The 15,006-nt window shown below is 66.7% G+C and carries 16 protein-coding genes; 8 read left to right on the top strand and 8 right to left on the bottom strand.

What is annotated here, in order from left to right:
- Nucleotides 1–77: 77 nt before the first annotated feature.
- From ASG28_RS12875 to dnaA, 5 genes are all read right to left on the bottom strand, one after another.
- Nucleotides 78–632, bottom strand: coding sequence for a DUF721 domain-containing protein (locus ASG28_RS12875; RefSeq protein ID WP_082454641.1), 555 nt, complete (start codon nt 630–632; stop codon nt 78–80).
- Nucleotides 629–1,909, bottom strand: a complete 1,281-nt coding sequence (gene recF / locus ASG28_RS12880; protein WP_082454642.1) for a DNA replication/repair protein RecF — start codon at nt 1,907–1,909, stop codon at nt 629–631. The genes ASG28_RS12875 and recF overlap by 4 nt, the downstream gene beginning before the upstream one ends.
- A 17-nt stretch (nt 1,910–1,926) precedes the next feature.
- A complete protein-coding gene (gene gnd / locus ASG28_RS12885) occupies nt 1,927–2,814 on the bottom strand; it encodes a phosphogluconate dehydrogenase (NAD(+)-dependent, decarboxylating) (protein ID WP_055975773.1) in 888 nt (295 codons plus the stop codon).
- Between the two features lie 60 nt (nt 2,815–2,874).
- Nucleotides 2,875–4,023 (bottom strand): DNA polymerase III subunit beta, encoded by a 1,149-nt coding sequence (dnaN, locus tag ASG28_RS12890; protein ID WP_043595299.1) that lies wholly within the window; start codon nt 4,021–4,023, stop codon nt 2,875–2,877.
- A 497-nt stretch (nt 4,024–4,520) separates the two neighbouring features.
- Nucleotides 4,521–5,936, bottom strand: a complete 1,416-nt coding sequence (dnaA, locus tag ASG28_RS12895) for a chromosomal replication initiator protein DnaA (RefSeq protein WP_043595301.1) — start codon at nt 5,934–5,936, stop codon at nt 4,521–4,523.
- A 389-nt stretch (nt 5,937–6,325) separates the two neighbouring features.
- Between dnaA and rpmH the strand changes: the two genes are divergently transcribed.
- The 8 genes from rpmH (at nt 6,326) to ASG28_RS12935 (ending at nt 11,433) form a co-directional block, all read left to right on the top strand.
- Entirely contained in the window at nt 6,326–6,463 is a 138-nt protein-coding gene (rpmH, locus tag ASG28_RS12900; protein ID WP_043595303.1) for a 50S ribosomal protein L34, read from the top strand.
- Nucleotides 6,464–6,471: 8 nt separating this feature from the next.
- A complete protein-coding gene (gene rnpA, locus ASG28_RS12905) occupies nt 6,472–6,807 on the top strand; it encodes a ribonuclease P protein component (protein ID WP_043595305.1) in 336 nt (111 codons plus the stop codon).
- Nucleotides 6,804–7,166: a membrane protein insertion efficiency factor YidD gene (gene yidD / locus ASG28_RS12910; protein WP_055975776.1), complete on the top strand. Its 363-nt coding sequence runs from the start codon at nt 6,804–6,806 to the stop codon at nt 7,164–7,166. Before rnpA ends, yidD begins: the two co-directional genes overlap by 4 nt.
- 10 nt (nt 7,167–7,176) lie before the next feature.
- Nucleotides 7,177–8,133: a membrane protein insertase YidC gene (gene yidC, locus ASG28_RS12915; protein ID WP_043595308.1), complete on the top strand. Its 957-nt coding sequence runs from the start codon at nt 7,177–7,179 to the stop codon at nt 8,131–8,133.
- Complete coding sequence (locus ASG28_RS12920) at nt 8,130–8,693, top strand: Jag family protein (protein ID WP_082454643.1); 564 nt, start codon at nt 8,130–8,132, stop codon at nt 8,691–8,693. The genes yidC and ASG28_RS12920 overlap by 4 nt, the downstream gene beginning before the upstream one ends.
- Before the next feature lie 10 nt (nt 8,694–8,703).
- Entirely contained in the window at nt 8,704–9,339 is a 636-nt protein-coding gene (rsmG, locus tag ASG28_RS12925; protein WP_055975779.1) for a 16S rRNA (guanine(527)-N(7))-methyltransferase RsmG, read from the top strand.
- Between the two features lie 214 nt (nt 9,340–9,553).
- A complete protein-coding gene (locus tag ASG28_RS12930; protein ID WP_055975781.1) occupies nt 9,554–10,486 on the top strand; it encodes a ParA family protein in 933 nt (310 codons plus the stop codon).
- Entirely contained in the window at nt 10,486–11,433 is a 948-nt protein-coding gene (locus ASG28_RS12935) for a ParB/RepB/Spo0J family partition protein (protein ID WP_055975784.1), read from the top strand. The genes ASG28_RS12930 and ASG28_RS12935 overlap by 1 nt, the downstream gene beginning before the upstream one ends.
- A gap of 785 nt (nt 11,434–12,218) precedes the next feature.
- Here the strand turns inward: ASG28_RS12935 and ASG28_RS12940 are convergent.
- The 3 genes from ASG28_RS12940 to trxA all read right to left on the bottom strand — a co-directional run bounded on the left by ASG28_RS12940 (nt 12,219) and on the right by trxA (nt 15,004).
- The gene (locus tag ASG28_RS12940; protein WP_055975787.1) at nt 12,219–13,181 is read right to left on the bottom strand and encodes a D-alanine--D-alanine ligase family protein; all 963 of its coding nucleotides are present in this window, start codon (nt 13,179–13,181) and stop codon (nt 12,219–12,221) included.
- Nucleotides 13,182–13,255: 74 nt separating this feature from the next.
- Nucleotides 13,256–14,560 carry an aminotransferase-like domain-containing protein gene (locus ASG28_RS12945; protein ID WP_055975790.1) on the bottom strand — a complete coding sequence of 435 codons (1,305 nt, stop codon included), beginning with the start codon at nt 14,558–14,560 and terminating at the stop codon, nt 13,256–13,258.
- 117 nt (nt 14,561–14,677) lie between these two features.
- Nucleotides 14,678–15,004, bottom strand: a complete 327-nt coding sequence (gene trxA / locus ASG28_RS12950; protein ID WP_043595317.1) for a thioredoxin — start codon at nt 15,002–15,004, stop codon at nt 14,678–14,680.
- Between the last annotated feature and the right edge of the window lie 2 nt (nt 15,005–15,006).

Below are 15,006 nucleotides of genomic sequence, written 5' to 3' on the forward strand. Positions count from 1 at the left end.
ACCGCAGGCCCGTCCGCCGCGGGGCGAAATCCGCCCTCAGACGGATTTTCCCACCGCACTTGGACGATTCACCCTCGTCAACCATAAGTATCGCGAGGGCCCCGCCCTGGAACCGATCTGGGGCCGCGTTTCCAGGTCGGGGCGTTGGGTGCCAAGAAACGCACCGACTGGATGCCCGCGTCCGGGTACCTCTGCACGATGGTCGTCGTGACCTGCGTGCGCATCAGCCGGAGCTGCGTCGCCCAGGCCGTCGAGTCGCATTGAACGGTCAGGGTGCCGTCGTCGATCGACACCGGATCCGAGTGCGCGGCCAGCTCGGCGCCCACCATGTCGGGCCAGGCGGTCATCAGCTCGGACTGCGCCAACGGGCTGTTCCAGCCGAGTTCGTTGGTGACGGCCGACAGCACGTCGGCGATGCCTCGGGGCTCGCGTCCGGTGCCGAACGGCTGGCTCGGGGACCCCAGCTTGATCGACTTGCGCTTCCGGGCGTCGCGCGACCGCGAGTTGGGGTCGCCGAACACCCGGCGGAACCGCAGGTAGACCCGTTGGGCCTCGCTGTCGGGCTGCGCCTCGGGTTCAGGAGGCGCGGGTGGCGTGGACGCCGGAGGCTGCGGTGCGTCGTCGACGCTCACCGCGCCTCCTCGGTGTCGGCCGCACGGGGCCGCTCGTCGCCACTCGCCTCGGGGACGACCGCGTCGTCACCCGGACCGTCGGCGACCGGGGTGCCGTCGATAGGGGCGTCGTCGACGGGGGCGTCGTCGACGATCGTCCCCTTGGCGATGCGGACCGTGTGGGCCTTGAGCCGTGAGGGGACGTCGCCCTCGACCGCAGCCGTGATCAGCACCTGCTCGTAGCCGGCGACCGCGTCGGCCAGGCGTTCGCGACGGGATCCGTCGAGCTCGGCGAAGACGTCGTCGAGCACGATGACGGGGTCACCCGTCGGCGAGTCGACCCGCACCACCGCGGCCGAGGCAAGTTTGAGCGCCAGGGCGAACGACCAGGACTCGCCGTGGCTCGCGTATCCGCGCGCGGGCAGACCGTTGAGTGAGAGGAAGAGGTCGTCGCGGTGCGGGCCGACGAGCGTCAGGCCCCGTTCGAGCTCGGTCGGTCGGACGCGGGCCAGCGCCTGGCGGAAGACCTCGGGCACCTCGTCGGCGGGGATCGACTCGGTCGGTCCCTCGGCCGCGGTCGTCTCGTCGTCGGGTGTCGCGCCCCGGATGCTCAGCACCGTCGACAACCGCGCGGCGTGGTCGGCGCCGGCCACCGCGGCGTAGGCACGAGCCACCTCGGGGGCCAGGTCGGCGGCGAGCCGATCGCGCGCGACGACGAGTTCGCTGCCGAGGGACACGAGACGTTCGTCCCAGATGTCGAGCGTGCCGAGCTGACCGGCCTTGACCCCGGAGGCGCGGGCCGACTTCAGAAGCGTGTTGCGTTGCTTGAGCACCCGGTCGTAGTCGGTCTGCACGCCGGCGAACCGGGGCGACCGGGCCACCAGGAGCTCGTCGAGGAAGCGTCGACGACCGGAGGGCTCGCCCCGGACGAGCGCCAGGTCTTCGGGGGCGAAGAGGACGCTCGTGAAGTAGCGCGGCAACTCGCGGGGCTTGATGGCCCCGCGGTTGACCTGCGCGCGGTTCGGCGACGACCGGTTGATCTGCACCTCGGCCAGCAGTTCACGGTCGTCGGCGAGCAACCGGGCCCGGACGACGGCCGAGTCGCATCCTTGGCGGATGAGTGCCGCATCGGAGGACACCCGGTGGGATCCGAGACTCGACAGGTAGCCGAGGGATTCGACGAGGTTCGTCTTCCCCTGGCCGTTGCTGCCGACGAAGAGGTTCGGCCCGCGCGCGAGGCTGACTTCGGCAGACGTGTAGTTGCGGAAGTCCGTCAGGCTGAGATGCAGTACTCGCACGCGGGCCGGTGGAGGCGCTAGGCCTTCTTGACGGCGTGGCCGCCGAACTGGTTGCGCAGTGCGGCGACGGCCTTCATGGTCGGCGAACCCTCGCCCTGACGCGAGACGAAGCGCGCGAAGATCGAGGCGCTGATCGTCGGCATCGGGACGGCGTGGTTGATCGCCTCTTCGAGGGTCCAGCGGCCCTCGCCGCTGTCTTCGACGTAGCCCGAGATCTCGGCGAGCTTCGGGTCGGCCTCGAGGGCGAGGACCATGAGCTCGAGCAGCCAGGAGCGCACGACGGTGCCGCGCTGCCAGGCCTTGAATGTGCCGGTGACGTCCTTGATCAGGTCGCTGCGGGCTTCGAGCAGCTCGTAGCCCTCGCCGTAGGCCTGCATGATCGCGTACTCGATGCCGTTGTGGACCATCTTGGCGTAGTGACCCGCACCGGTGTCGCCGGCGTGGACGAAGCCCTCTTCGCGGGGACCCTCGGGACGCAGGGCGTCGAAGATCGGCTGCGCCAGGGCGACGTTCTCGGCGGAACCGCCGACCATGAGGCCGTAGCCGTTGTCCTTGCCCCAGACACCGCCCGAGACGCCGGCGTCGACGTACTTGATGCCCTTGCCGCCGAGGAGCTTCTCGTTGGCGAAGTCGCTGGTGAACTTCGAGTTGCCACCGTCGATGACCAGGTCGCCCTCGGAGAGTTCTTTCGAGAGCTCTTCGATGACGCCGGCGGTGATGTCGCCCGCGGGCACCATGACCCAGACGATGCGGGGAGCGGGGAGCGTGGTGGCGAGCTCGGCGAGGCTGGCGACGTCGGAGACGGCGGGGTTCGCGTCGTAGCCGGTCACCTCGATGCCGTTGTCGCGCAGGCGGGCGCGCATGTTGTTGCCCATTTTGCCGAGACCGACGAGGCCGATGTGCATGAGGATCCTTTGTTCGTGGCGGTGGGGCCCGGAGGCGGCACCGTTGCGTGCAGAGCGCTCTTAGCGCAGGAGGAGGTTGGGCTGCAGCAGGTACTTGTAGCTGTCAGCACCGGCCTGGTCCCTCGAGGACTGACTGGTGATCAGCACGGGACCGGGCTTGTTCGGGTTCTCCGTCTTGGTGAAGGAGATGCGGACGAACTCGGAATGAACCGCTCCGAGACCGTCGAGGAGGAACTGCGGTTTCAACGAGACCACCGTGTCCTCTCCCGTCAACAACGCATCGATCGACTCTGACGCCTGCGCTTGTTCGCTTCCGATGGCCTCGAGGGTGAGGCCGTCGATCGTGAACGTGAACCTGAGTGCCGCCTCGCGCTCGAGCACGAGCGAGACGCGGCGGACCGACTCGACGAGCTCGGCCGTGTTGATCACGGCGTAGTTCTCGACGGTGTCGGGGAAGAGCCGCTTCACCGGGGGGAAGTTCCCCTTGATGAGCAACGAGGTGACGGTCTTGTTGTCCGCCTGGAACGCGATGAGCTCGCGCTCGTCGGATCCGGTGATCGAGACCGAGACGGTGCCGGCGTTGCCGAAGGTCTTGCCGACCTCTTGCAGGGTGCGTGCCGGGACGAGAGCGGTCGTCGTGGTCGTGCTGGCCACGGTGCCGGGGTCGAACTCGATGCCGCGGACGGCGACTCGGTAGCGGTCCGTGGCGACCAGCGACAGGGCGTTCTCGCTGACCTCGAGCTGGACGCCGGTGATGACCGGGGTGACGTCGTCGCGGGACGCGGCGACCGCGACCTGGGAGACCGCGAGGGCGAAGGAGTCGCCGGGGACGACGCCCGAGCGGTCACCGACGGTCGGCAGGGTCGGGTACTCCTCGACCGGCATGCTCAGCAGGGAGAAGTTCGCGGATCCGCAGCTGACGGCGATGCGGTTCTCTTCTGTGGAGAAGGTGACCGGTGCGTTCGGCAGACGGCTGGCGATGTCGGCGAGGAGTCGGCCCGAGACCAGGATCGTCCCCGGTTCGTCGATCTCGGCGGGGATGCTCGTCTGGGCCGAGACCTCGTAGTCGAAGGAGGACAGGGTCAGCCCGTCGGCGTCGGCCTCGATCAGCACACCGCTGAGGATCGGCAAGGTGGTGCGCTGGGGCAGCAGCTTGACGGCGAAGGAGACCGCATCGCTGAAGACGTCACGGTTGACCTGGAACTTCACGCGGGGACCCCTATCGACTTCGCTCTCGTGGATGGCCGGTTAATAGTGGCACAGCATCGGGGTCCGCCCTTCCGGTGGGCGAAAGCCGAGGGCCTGGGCCCGGATCGATCCACAAGGTTGTCTCTCCATCAATTTCTTGTAACCAGGATTAACAGTCTTAACCGTTGTGCACAGTGTGGATAACCTGTTTAAAACCCCGTGGCTCAACTGAACTACACGCGTGTGACTTGTGGACGGGGTGTGGAACGGAATGACAAGAATCCTGGTGGTCGGTCGTCGGCGTCGAGTGGGATCCCACAGGTCCCCCGGATCCGTGAACAACGTCGTCGAGGTTATCCACGAGTTTCCACAAGTTATCCACACTGTGTGGAACGTGCCTCCTCAGGCCCCGTCGAGACGTGTCCGGTGCCCCCTGGAACGACGAACGGGCGCCGACACGTGGTCGGCGCCCGGACGGGACGGTCGTGGCGGACGAGCCGGCCTGGCCCGTCGACCCGTCACTTGTAGCGGGTGTCCTGCTTGATGCGGCTGGTCAGCTCGGTCACCTGGTTGTAGATCGACCGGCGTTCCTTCATCAGCTCGCTGATCTTCTTGTTGGCGTACATGACCGTCGTGTGGTCGCGGTTGCCGAACAGCTGGCCGATCTTGGGCAGCGACAGGCTCGTGAGTTCGCGGCACAGGTACATGGCGATCTGTCGGGCGGTGGCGATCGCCTGCGAGCGGGACGACCCGTACAGGTCGTCGACCGTGAGCTTGAAGTAGTCCGCCGTGTGGTTGATGATGTCGACCGGCGCGATGATGTTGTCCTCGTCGAGCGTGATGAGGTCCTTCAGGACGGTCTGCACGAGGGCGAGGTCGACGGCGGTCCGGTTGAGGCTGGCGAAGGCCGTGACCCTGATGAGTGTGCCCTCGAGTTCGCGGATGTTGCTCGACACCTTGGTCGCGATGAACTCGAGGACCTCGTCGCGGATCTGCAGCTTCTCGCTCTGGGCCTTCTTGCGCAGGATGGCGATGCGGGTCTCGAGGTCGGGAGCCTGCACGTCGGTGATCAGGCCCCACTCGAAGCGTGACCGCATGCGGTCCTCGAAGCCGGTGAGGTGCTTGGGCGGCAGGTCGCTGGTGATCACCAGCTGCTTGTCGTGGTCGTGCAGGGTGTTGAAGGTGTGGAAGAACGCCTCTTGGGTGCTGTCCTTGCCCTGCAGGAACTGGATGTCGTCGATCAGCAGGATGTCGATCTCGCGGTACCTCTGCTGGAAGAGGCTCGACCGGTTGTTGGCGATCGAGTTGATGAAGTCGTTCGTGAACTCTTCGCTGCTGACGTACCGGACTCGGATCCCCGGGTACATCGTCTCGGCGTAGTGGCCGATGGCGTGCAGCAGGTGGGTCTTGCCCAGCCCCGACTCGCCGTAGACGAAGAGCGGGTTGTAGGCCTTGGCCGGAGCCTCGGCGACGGCGACGGCCGCGGCGTGGGCGAACCGGTTCGACGCGCCGATGACGAAGTTGTCGAAGCTGTACTTCGGGTTCAGTCGGGAGTCGTTGCGCTTGCCGCTCGCGCTCGTCTCGACCGGCGCCGGCACGAACGGCGCCTCGATGTAGTGGACCGGCTCCGACTGCTCGACCTGCTGGGTGAGCGTGTCGGGGGTGATGTCGGGGTTCACGGTGATGGCGAAGCTCGAGACCGTGGTGTCGCCCAGCCCCGCGATGGACTCGAGCAGCGGCTCGCGGATCCGTTGTTCGAGCATGCCCCGGGTCAGGTCGTTGGGCACTTCGAGGTAGAGGGTGCCGCCCAGCACGCCCTTCGGTTCGACGAGGCTGATGAAGCCGTGCAGCTGCGGCGTGATGCGGTCGTCGGTCGTCAGCGTCGCGAGGACGGAACGCCACAGGTCCTGGACCGGGTCGACGGTGTGCGCCACTGGGAGTCTCTTTCTCGCGGTTCGGCAGCGGACGGATCCGGCCGCCTCCGCGTGCGGGTCGCGTAGACCCGCCGGTGTTCGAAGGGTACGAGTGCGGGACGAGTTATGCACAGCTTTCTCCACCGATCGGTTGGCGCCGTTCGGGCCGGGATCGCTGCGTGTTCCCCGTCGTCACGCGGAAGTACCGCGAGAAGTACCCACCTTAGTTCGACCGGGTGTGGAGTCCGCAACCAGAGTTTTCAACACTGTGGACAAGCGCCTCCAGAAGACGCCGTTTGACCACGGCTCCGATCACGCGTACTTTTAATCAGTTGATTTCAGCCGCGTTGGCTGTACAAGACTTCTCGGATCGTGGCAACAGGCCTGGTCCGCTTTCCTGGAGGACCACCATGAGCAAGAGAACGTTCCAGCCGAACAACCGTCGTCGCGCCAAGAAGCACGGTTTCCGTGCCCGCATGCGCACCCGCGCCGGTCGCGCCATCCTCGCCGCCCGTCGTGGCAAGGGCCGCACCGAGCTCTCGGCGTAGCCACCTCCGTGTTGGCCCGGGCCAACCGGATCGTCCGCGCAGACGACTACCGAACCACCGTGCGCCGTGGCCGCAAGTCGGGCACGGCGCATTCGGTCGTCTACGTCCGTCGTCGTGACGACGACCTGGTCCGGTTCGGCTTCATCGTGGCCAAGACCGTGGGCAACGCGGTCGTCCGCAACACGGTCCGTCGCCGGCTCAAGGGTGTCTGTCACGAGATGCTGCCGACACTCCCCCGGGGGCTCGACGTCGTGATCAGAGCCTTGCCAGGCAGCCCCGACGTTGCGTGGTCTACCCTGCTGTCGGACATCTCCGAGGTCGTCGACAGGGGCGTGAAAGCGTGAAAAGAGCGGTGCAGTTCGTCGCGTTGCTTCCCCGCAACGCATGCGTCCTCGTGCTCCGCGTCTACCGTGCCGTCGTCTCCCCGCTCTACGGCGACGTCTGCCGCTACTACCCGTCGTGTTCCAGATACGCCCTCGAGGCCATCCAGCTGCACGGCGTGGTGCGGGGCGTGGCCATGGGCAGCTGGCGCATCGCCCGGTGTCACCCCTGGGCAGCCGGAGGCGTCGACGACGTCCCCGAGCCCCGTACACAGAAGTACCGCGTCACGAAGTCCGGCTTCGTGACACCGCGATCCGGCACCACGACCCCCGACCTCGTCGGGGCGGGCCGCATCGTCGCACAGAGCCACGGAAAGGGCTGACCCGAACACCATGGACTTCATCGGCACCATCCTCTGGCCCCTGAGATGGGTCGTCGAGGCGATCCTCGTCGGCTTCCACAACGTCCTCACGGCGTTCGGCATGGACACCGCGGCCGGCAGCACGTGGGTGCTCTCGATCGTCGGCCTGGTCCTCGTGGTGCGGGCCTGCCTCATCCCGATCTTCGTCCGGCAGATCAAGAGCCAGCGACGCATGATGGAGATCGCGCCCCGGCTCAAGAAGATCCAGGACAAGTACAAGGGCAAGCGCGACCAGTTCAGCCGCGAGGCGATGTCGCGCGAGACCATGGCGCTCTACAAGGACACCGGTACCAACCCGCTCAGCTCGTGCCTGCCGCTGCTGATCCAGATGCCGATCTTCTTCAGCCTCTACACCGTGCTGCACAACGCCCAGCAAGAGAAGGTGGGCATCGGCCTGCTGAACTCGGCGCTGTCGAACTCGTTCGGTGAGTCGGCGCTCTTCGGTGCTCCCCTGAAAGAGACCTTCCTCGGCGCCACCACCTGGGAGGTCCGCCTGATGGCCGGCGCCATGGTGGTCATCATGACGGCGTCGCAGTTCATCACCCAGCTGCAGATCGTCTCGAAGAACATGTCGCCCGAGACCAAGGCGAGCCCCATGTTCAAGCAGCAGCGCATGCTCCTGTACTTCCTCCCCCTCGTGTTCGTCTTCTCGGGTCTGTCGTTCCCCCTGGGCGTCATGTTCTACTGGCTCACCTCCAACGTCTGGACCATGGCCCAGCAGTTCCTGGTCATCCGCAACATGCCCACCCCCGGCAGCGAGGCGGCACTGGCGCGTGAAGAGCGCCTCGCACGCAAGCAGCAGCGCAAGGGCCTGCCCAGCATCACCGTGACCGAGATCGAGTCGGCACCCGCCGTGCCGAAGACGACCCAGCGCACCCAGCCCGTCGGCAAGAACCGCTCCAAGAAGCAGAACGGCCCCAAGAAATGACCTCAGACGACTCCACGACCGACATCGTCGAGCCTGCCGCCGAGAACGACGGTGCCGTCGCCTCGAGCAACGACCAGGAGGCGCGGGTCGCCTCGGACGACACGGCCGACGTCCTCGACGAGGGCGACATCGCAGCCGACTACATCGAAGAGCTGCTCGACATCTGCGACTTCGACGGAGACATCGACATCGAGGTCCGCGGCGGTCGCTCGTACATCTCGGTCGATTCGAGCGGCGAGCAGAAGCTGCGCGTCCTGTCGAAGCCCGACACGGTCAACGCCCTGCAAGAGCTGACGCGCATCGCGGTGCAGACGAAGACGGGCGAGTTCTCGCGGCTCATCCTCGACATCGGAGGCTCGCGCGCCACGCGTGAGACCGAGCTGGGCCGTCTCGTGGACGTCGCCGTCGCGAAGCTCGAGGACGGCGCCACGTCGGCGTCCCTCCCGCCCATGTCGTCCTACGAGCGCAAACTCGTCCACGACATCGTGGCCGCGCGGGGCTTCACCTCGGAGTCCGAGGGCGAAGGCCGCGACCGTCACACCGTCATCACCCGTCCCTGAGCCCACGGACATGACCGACACGTCGACCCTCGAGGTCGAGCCCGCCGTCGCGGCGACGATCTTCGGCGACCGTCTCGACGTCGTGCGCCGCTACGTCGCCGACCTCGCCCAGCACGGGGAAGAACTCGGCCTGATCGGACCGCTCGAGCTGCCGCGTCTCTGGACCCGGCACGTCATCAACTGTGGGCTGTTGGCGCCCCTGCTGGTCTCCGGTCGAGTCGGCGACATCGGGTCGGGTGCCGGCCTGCCAGGACTCGTGCTCGCGGCTGCTCGTCCGGACGCCACGCTCGTCCTGATCGAACCGATGGAGCGACGCGTCGACTGGCTGACGGCCGAGGCCGAGCGCATGGGTCTCGACAACGTCGAGGTCGTCCGTGCCCGCGCCGAAGACGTACAGCTGGACGGCTGGCTCGACCAGGCGACCGCCCGTGCGGTGTCGGCCCTCTCCAAGTTGATCCCGCTGACCGCCCCGCTGGTGAAGACCGGCGGACAACTCCTGTTGATGAAGGGTGCGCGGGTCGACGACGAGATCGCCGCCGCACGCAAGGTCATCGCGCGCCACCACCTGATCGACGTCGAGGCTCGTGAGCTGGGCGTCGGACTCGTCGACGAGACGACTCGGGTGTTCATCGCCACTCTGGACTGACCAGACCGAGGATCTCAGCTTGAGTACCCTTTGACCAGGTATTATTGTCTTTTTATTGTTTCGGGACGGTGGTCGCCCACGAGGTCTCGTCGGGCACGCGCACGTGGGCTCCCTCTCTTTGTCGGGGCCTGACGATAGACTCGGCCTTCGATCCCCGATGATCACCGAGCCGTTTCCAAGCGGTGTGGTCACACCTCCGGGCAGGTCGTTTCACGTGAAACATGGCGATACGGAGACCCCTTCAGTGAGTTCCTCGGCTGACGACGACAGAAGCACTCCCCTGGCTCGGGAGCTCGCCGACCTGAATCGACGCAAGCAGGCCCTGTCACGAGAACCTCTTCCCTCCCCCGCCTCGACACGAGTGATCACCGTCTCCAACCAGAAGGGTGGCGTCGGCAAGACCACGACCACCGTCAACCTCTCGGCCGCTCTGGCGCGGAGTGGGGCGAAGGTGTTGGTCATCGATCTCGATCCCCAGGGCAACGCCTCGACGGCCCTCGGTGTGGAACACCGGGCCGAGACGCCGAGCGTCTACGACGTCGTGGTGAACGACGGCGAGGTCGCGGACGTCGTCCAGAAGAGCCCCGAGTTCGACACGCTCTTCTGCATCCCGGCCACGATCCACCTCGCCGGAGCCGAGATCGAACTCGTCTCGCTCGTCGCTCGCGAGCAGCGACTGAGCAGAGCGCTGTCCGAGTACCTCAGCGCCACCGAGAAGGCCGGCGAGCGATACGACTACGTCTTCATCGACTGCCCCCCGTCTCTCGGATTGCTCACGATCAATGCCTTCGTCGCCGCCAGTGAAGTGCTCATCCCCATCCAGTGCGAGTACTACGCACTCGAAGGGTTGAGCCAACTGCTGCGCAACATCCAGCTCATCGAGAAGCACCTGAACCCGAAGCTCAAGGTGTCGAGCATCCTGCTCACGATGTACGACGGACGGACGAACCTGGCTCAGCAGGTCGTCGCCGACGTTCGCGACCATTTCCCTGATGAAGCACTGAACACCCTGATTCCCCGGTCGGTCAGGATCAGTGAGGCACCCGGCTACGGGCAGACGGTCATCAGCTACGACACCAACTCCCCCGGGTCGATCTCGTACCTCGAGGCGGCCGCCGAACTAGCACGTCGAGGAGCACCCCAGTAATGGCAACCAAGCGAACCGGACTCGGGCGCGGCATCGGCGCCCTCATCCCCGTCTCCGACGAGAGCCAGGACCGCCCGGTAGACGTCTTCTTCCCGACGGCACAACAGACGGCCGACGAGCTCATCGCCGTGCCGGGTGCACGCCTGGCGAACCTCAATCCGTTGGACATCACCCCGAACGCGCAGCAGCCACGGGCCGAGTTCCGTGCCGAAGAGCTCGCCGAGTTGGTGACGTCCATCCGCGAGGTCGGTGTGTTGCAGCCCATCGTCGTCCGTCCGATCAAGAAGAGCGGCAAGGGGGCAGCACAGTACGAGCTCGTCATGGGCGAGCGACGCCTCCGGGCGACCAAAGAGCTGGGTCTCGCGACGATCCCTGCCATCGTCAAGGACACCGCGGACGACGCGATGCTGCGCGACGCCCTGCTCGAGAACCTCCACCGAGCCGAGCTCAACCCGCTCGAAGAAGCATCCGCCTATCAGCAACTTCTCGCCGACTTCGGCATCACCCAGGACGAGCTGGCCACCCGCATCGGCCGCAGCCGCCCACAGATCACCAACACCCTGAGGTTGCTGAGGCTGCCGGCTGCCGTGCAGCGCCGGGTCGCCTCGGGCGTCCTGACGGCCGGGCACGCCCGAGCCATCCTGAGCACGGGTGACCCGGTGCTCATGGCTCGACTCGCGGATCGCATCGTCAACGAAGACCTCAGCGTGCGCGCGGCCGAGGCCATCGCCGCGGGTGGGAGCGCCAAGCCGAAGTCGACGCGCACCTCGACGCCGGGTAAGCACCAGGCGCACTTGGACGAGGTGGCAGAGAGCCTCGGTGACCGGTTCGACACCCGGGTGAAGGTGTCGTTGGGTGCTCGCAAAGGCTCCATCACGATTGACTTCGCGTCCATGCAGGATCTCAACCGCATCCTCGGCCAGTTGGGGCACGAGCAAGAGGAGTGACTGCTCGTTCGTAGGGCCCCTGACCAACTGTTTCACGTGAAACATCGACCGCCCTTGCTCTTCAGAGCAGGGGCGGTTGTTGCTGCGGCTGGCTCTCAGCGCTCTCCGCTGTGTGCCGCCGGTGTTTCACGTGAAACGGGCCTTGTTCTAGGCATCTACTTCTATGCCCGGTAGGTCATCAGCGTGACCGAGGAAAACAGATGAGTGGGCATGCCATCTGAACGTGTTGTCGCTCATCGTGTGACCTGGAGGTGGCCCATCGATTCCTCCAGTTGGTGACGGCTGAACCAGTACGCTGCCCCATCGATTCCTCCAGTTGGTGACGGCTGAATCAGTACGCTGCCCCATCGCTGATCTGAGGTTCCTGTCGTGGAGAGGGATGGTGTCGATTCGGGCTAGAGACACGAGTCACCATCGAGAGGAGTCGCACAACCGAGTTGCTCGAGCGACCGTGAGTTTGCACACCTGTCGTGGGACGGCAGGGGTCCGAGAGCGACGACGCTCATCCAACTCGTGAAAGCGACCAGCAGCAGATGTCGATCGGCCTGATCACGACCGGTTCAACCCCGACAGTGCCGATGAGAGTCTGTCGTCCCCGAGCACGACGCTGTACCTCTCGGGCCTTACGTTGGTCTCATCGAAAAACCTGACACGGGCAGACCCTGCTCCGCACGTAACACCGGCCAGCGGTGTGGCCCGCTCGCGCCCCACGCGTGGCTAGGCCGTTGTCACGACCTCCAGGTGGGCTACGTTTCACGTGAAACGTCGCGCTGCACCCGCGTCCGTCAGCGACGGTGGTCGGTGACAGCCTTCTCGGCGAGGGCGGCGTAGAACATGCCGAGCTCGTAGCCGGCCGACTCCAGAGCCATCGGGACGAGTGACGTCTCGGTCAGCCCGGGCAGCACGTTGACCTCGAGGAACCACGGGGTCCCGGCGGCATCGACGATGAGGTCGACCCGCGAGAGGTGACGGAGCCCGAGGGCTTCGTGTACGGCCACTGCGGCGCGGGCGGCAGCATCGGAGGCAGCCGAGTCGAGCCGTGCGGGGGTGAAGAACGTGGTCTCCCCCGCGTTGTAGCGAGCCTCGAAACCGTAGAAACCCTGACGGGGCACGATCTCGACCGCGGGGAGGGCGAGCGGGCCGTCACCGGTGTCGATGACCCCGATGGCGATCTCGGTACCGGTGATCTTCTGCTCGACGATGACGTCGTCGCAGTACGTGTACGCGTCGACCATGGCCCTCGGCAGCGCACCGATGTCGTCGACGACCGTCACGCCTTGGGCGGAGCCACCTCGCGCCGGCTTCACGACGACGGGTACCGGGTGCTCCTCGGCGATGGCCGCCAACACGCCGACGGCGCCGAGCTCACGGAAGGCGTCGTGGGACAAGGTGATGCCTCGCGGGGTGGAGACCCCGGCGCGTCGGGCGAGCTCTTTCGCGGTCGGCTTGTCCCAGGCCAGTCGCGCCGCGGCCGCCGTGCTGCCGACGAACGGGACGTCGAGCGCCTCGAGCAGACCGCGCAGCGCTCCGTCCTCGCCGCTCGCTCCGTGCAGGGCCGGCCACACGACGTCGGGACGTGACGCGGTCAGATGGCCGAGCAACGAGGCGTCGGGATCACGGAGCTCCACCTCGATGCCGTGGGTGACGAGGCTGTCGACCACGCGCCTCCCCGATCTCAGGGAGACGTCGCGTTCGTGCGAGATGCCTCCGGCGAGGACGGTGACGGTACGCAGCTCACTCGATGCCATGGGGGTCTCTTCCTTGTGTCACGACGGAGGCCGGTCTCGTGGACGGAAAGCTCACGAGACGCCGAAAGTGCTGATCAGTTGGTGTTCGGCGGCGGAACGACGACGCTCTGCGGGCGAAGAGCCGGGTTCGACAGGCTCGCGGGCGAGAACGTGCGCAGCAGGTCGAGTTCGCCGTTGACGACGTTCGCCAGGCGGGCCACGCCGGTGCGGATCGACTCGGGCGTCGGGTAGCAGAACGACAGGCGGATGTTCTGCCGACCGTCGCCGTCGGCGAAGAACGCCGTGCCGGGCGTGTAGGCCACGAGCTCTTTGACCGCTCGGGGCAGCATGGCCTTCGAGTCGAGCTCGGCCGGCAGCCCCACCCAGACGAAGAAGCCCCCGTCGGGTACGTTCCACGTGAGCGACGGCAGGTACTCCCCCAGCGCCGAGATCATCGCGTCGCGCCGCTCGCGGTACAGGTCGCGGAAGGTCTCGATCTGCCCACGCCAGTCGGCCTGGTCGAGGTACTCGGTGATGACGAACTGCCCGAACGAGTTCGGCGACAGGGTGGCCGACTCGTTGGCGAGGATGAGCTTCTCGCGGATGGCGTGCGGGGCGAGTGCCCAGCCCACCCGGAAGCCGGGTGCGAGGGTCTTGGAGAACGACCCGAGGTAGATCACTCCCTCGTCGTCGATCGAGCGCATCGCCTGGGGGGCCGGTTGGTCGAAGTAGAGCAGCCCGTAGGGGTTGTCCTCGAGGACGAGGATGCCGGCCGAGCGGCAGATCTCGAGGATCTCGACGCGGCGGGCCCAGGTGAGGGTGACACCGGCAGGGTTGTGGAAGTTCGGGATCGTGTACAGGAACTTGATCCGCCCGCCGCGGGCCGTGACCGTCGCGATGGCCTCACGCAGCGCCTCGGGCACGAGTCCGTGTTCGTCCATCGGGACGTGCACGACGTCGGCCTGGTACGCCTTGAAGACCCCCAGGGCGCCCACGTAGCTCGGCGACTCGGCGAGCACGACGTCGCCCGGGTTCACGAACAGGCGGGTGACGAGGTCGAGGGCCTGCTGCGAGCCCGTGGTGACGACCACGTCGTCGGCGCTGCCGCGGATGCCCTCCATCGCCATGATCTGCATGATGTGCTCGCGGATCGCCGGGGTGCCCTGGCCGCTGCCGTACTGCATCGCCATCGCTCCCCCGTCGGCCATGACGCGGTCGATGGCGCCGGTGACGAGCTCGCGGGGCAGGGCGGAGACGTAGGGCATGCCGCCGGCCAGCGAGACGACCTCGGGGCGCGAGGCGACGGCGAACAGGGCTCGGACCTCGGAGGCGCTGAGGCCGGCCGTACGGTCGGCGTACGAGTCGTACCACGGGTCGAGGTTGGTGCCCTTGTCGCTCATCGATGTCCCTGTTCTGTCAGAGGGTGATTCGGTCAAGACTATGCCCGTGCGGCCGGGGGACGACGAGAGCCCGCCCAGCGTGTGCTGGGCGGGCTCTCGTCGTGGTGTCGGCGTCGACTACGCGATGAACTCCGCCAGGTCGGCCTCGAGGGCCGGCTTGGGCTTGGCACCGATGACGGTCTTGACGACCTCGCCGCCGCGGTAGACCTTCATGGCCGGGATCGAGGTTATCTGGTACTTCATGGCGGTCTGCGGGTTGTCGTCGACGTTGAGCTTGACGATCTCGATCTTGTCGCCGTGCTCGGCGGCGATCTGGTCGAGGATCGGCGAGACGGCGCGACACGGGCCGCACCACTCGGCCCAGAAGTCGACGAGGATCGTCTTGTCGGAGTTGAGGACGTCGGCCTCGAAGGACGCGTCGGTCACTGCTTTGGCGCTGCTCATGG

Source organism: Frigoribacterium sp. Leaf415 (genome assembly GCF_001424645.1).
In the GTDB taxonomy this organism is placed as follows: domain Bacteria; phylum Actinomycetota; class Actinomycetes; order Actinomycetales; family Microbacteriaceae; genus Frigoribacterium.

Excerpts from the sequence above, each read along its gene's own strand:
- gnd (WP_055975773.1), bottom strand. The coding sequence starts at position 2,814 with ATGCACATCGGCCTCGTCGGTCTCGGCAAAATGGGCAACAACATGCGC.
- rpmH (WP_043595303.1), top strand. The coding sequence starts at position 6,326 with ATGAGCAAGAGAACGTTCCAGCCGAACAACCGTCGTCGCGCCAAGAAG.
- yidC (WP_043595308.1), top strand. The coding sequence starts at position 7,177 with ATGGACTTCATCGGCACCATCCTCTGGCCCCTGAGATGGGTCGTCGAG.
- ASG28_RS12920 (WP_082454643.1), top strand. The coding sequence starts at position 8,130 with ATGACCTCAGACGACTCCACGACCGACATCGTCGAGCCTGCCGCCGAG.
- rsmG (WP_055975779.1), top strand. The coding sequence starts at position 8,704 with ATGACCGACACGTCGACCCTCGAGGTCGAGCCCGCCGTCGCGGCGACG.
- ASG28_RS12935 (WP_055975784.1), top strand. The coding sequence starts at position 10,486 with ATGGCAACCAAGCGAACCGGACTCGGGCGCGGCATCGGCGCCCTCATC.
- ASG28_RS12940 (WP_055975787.1), bottom strand. The coding sequence starts at position 13,181 with ATGGCATCGAGTGAGCTGCGTACCGTCACCGTCCTCGCCGGAGGCATC.
- ASG28_RS12945 (WP_055975790.1), bottom strand. The coding sequence starts at position 14,560 with ATGAGCGACAAGGGCACCAACCTCGACCCGTGGTACGACTCGTACGCC.
- trxA (WP_043595317.1), bottom strand. The coding sequence starts at position 15,004 with ATGAGCAGCGCCAAAGCAGTGACCGACGCGTCCTTCGAGGCCGACGTC.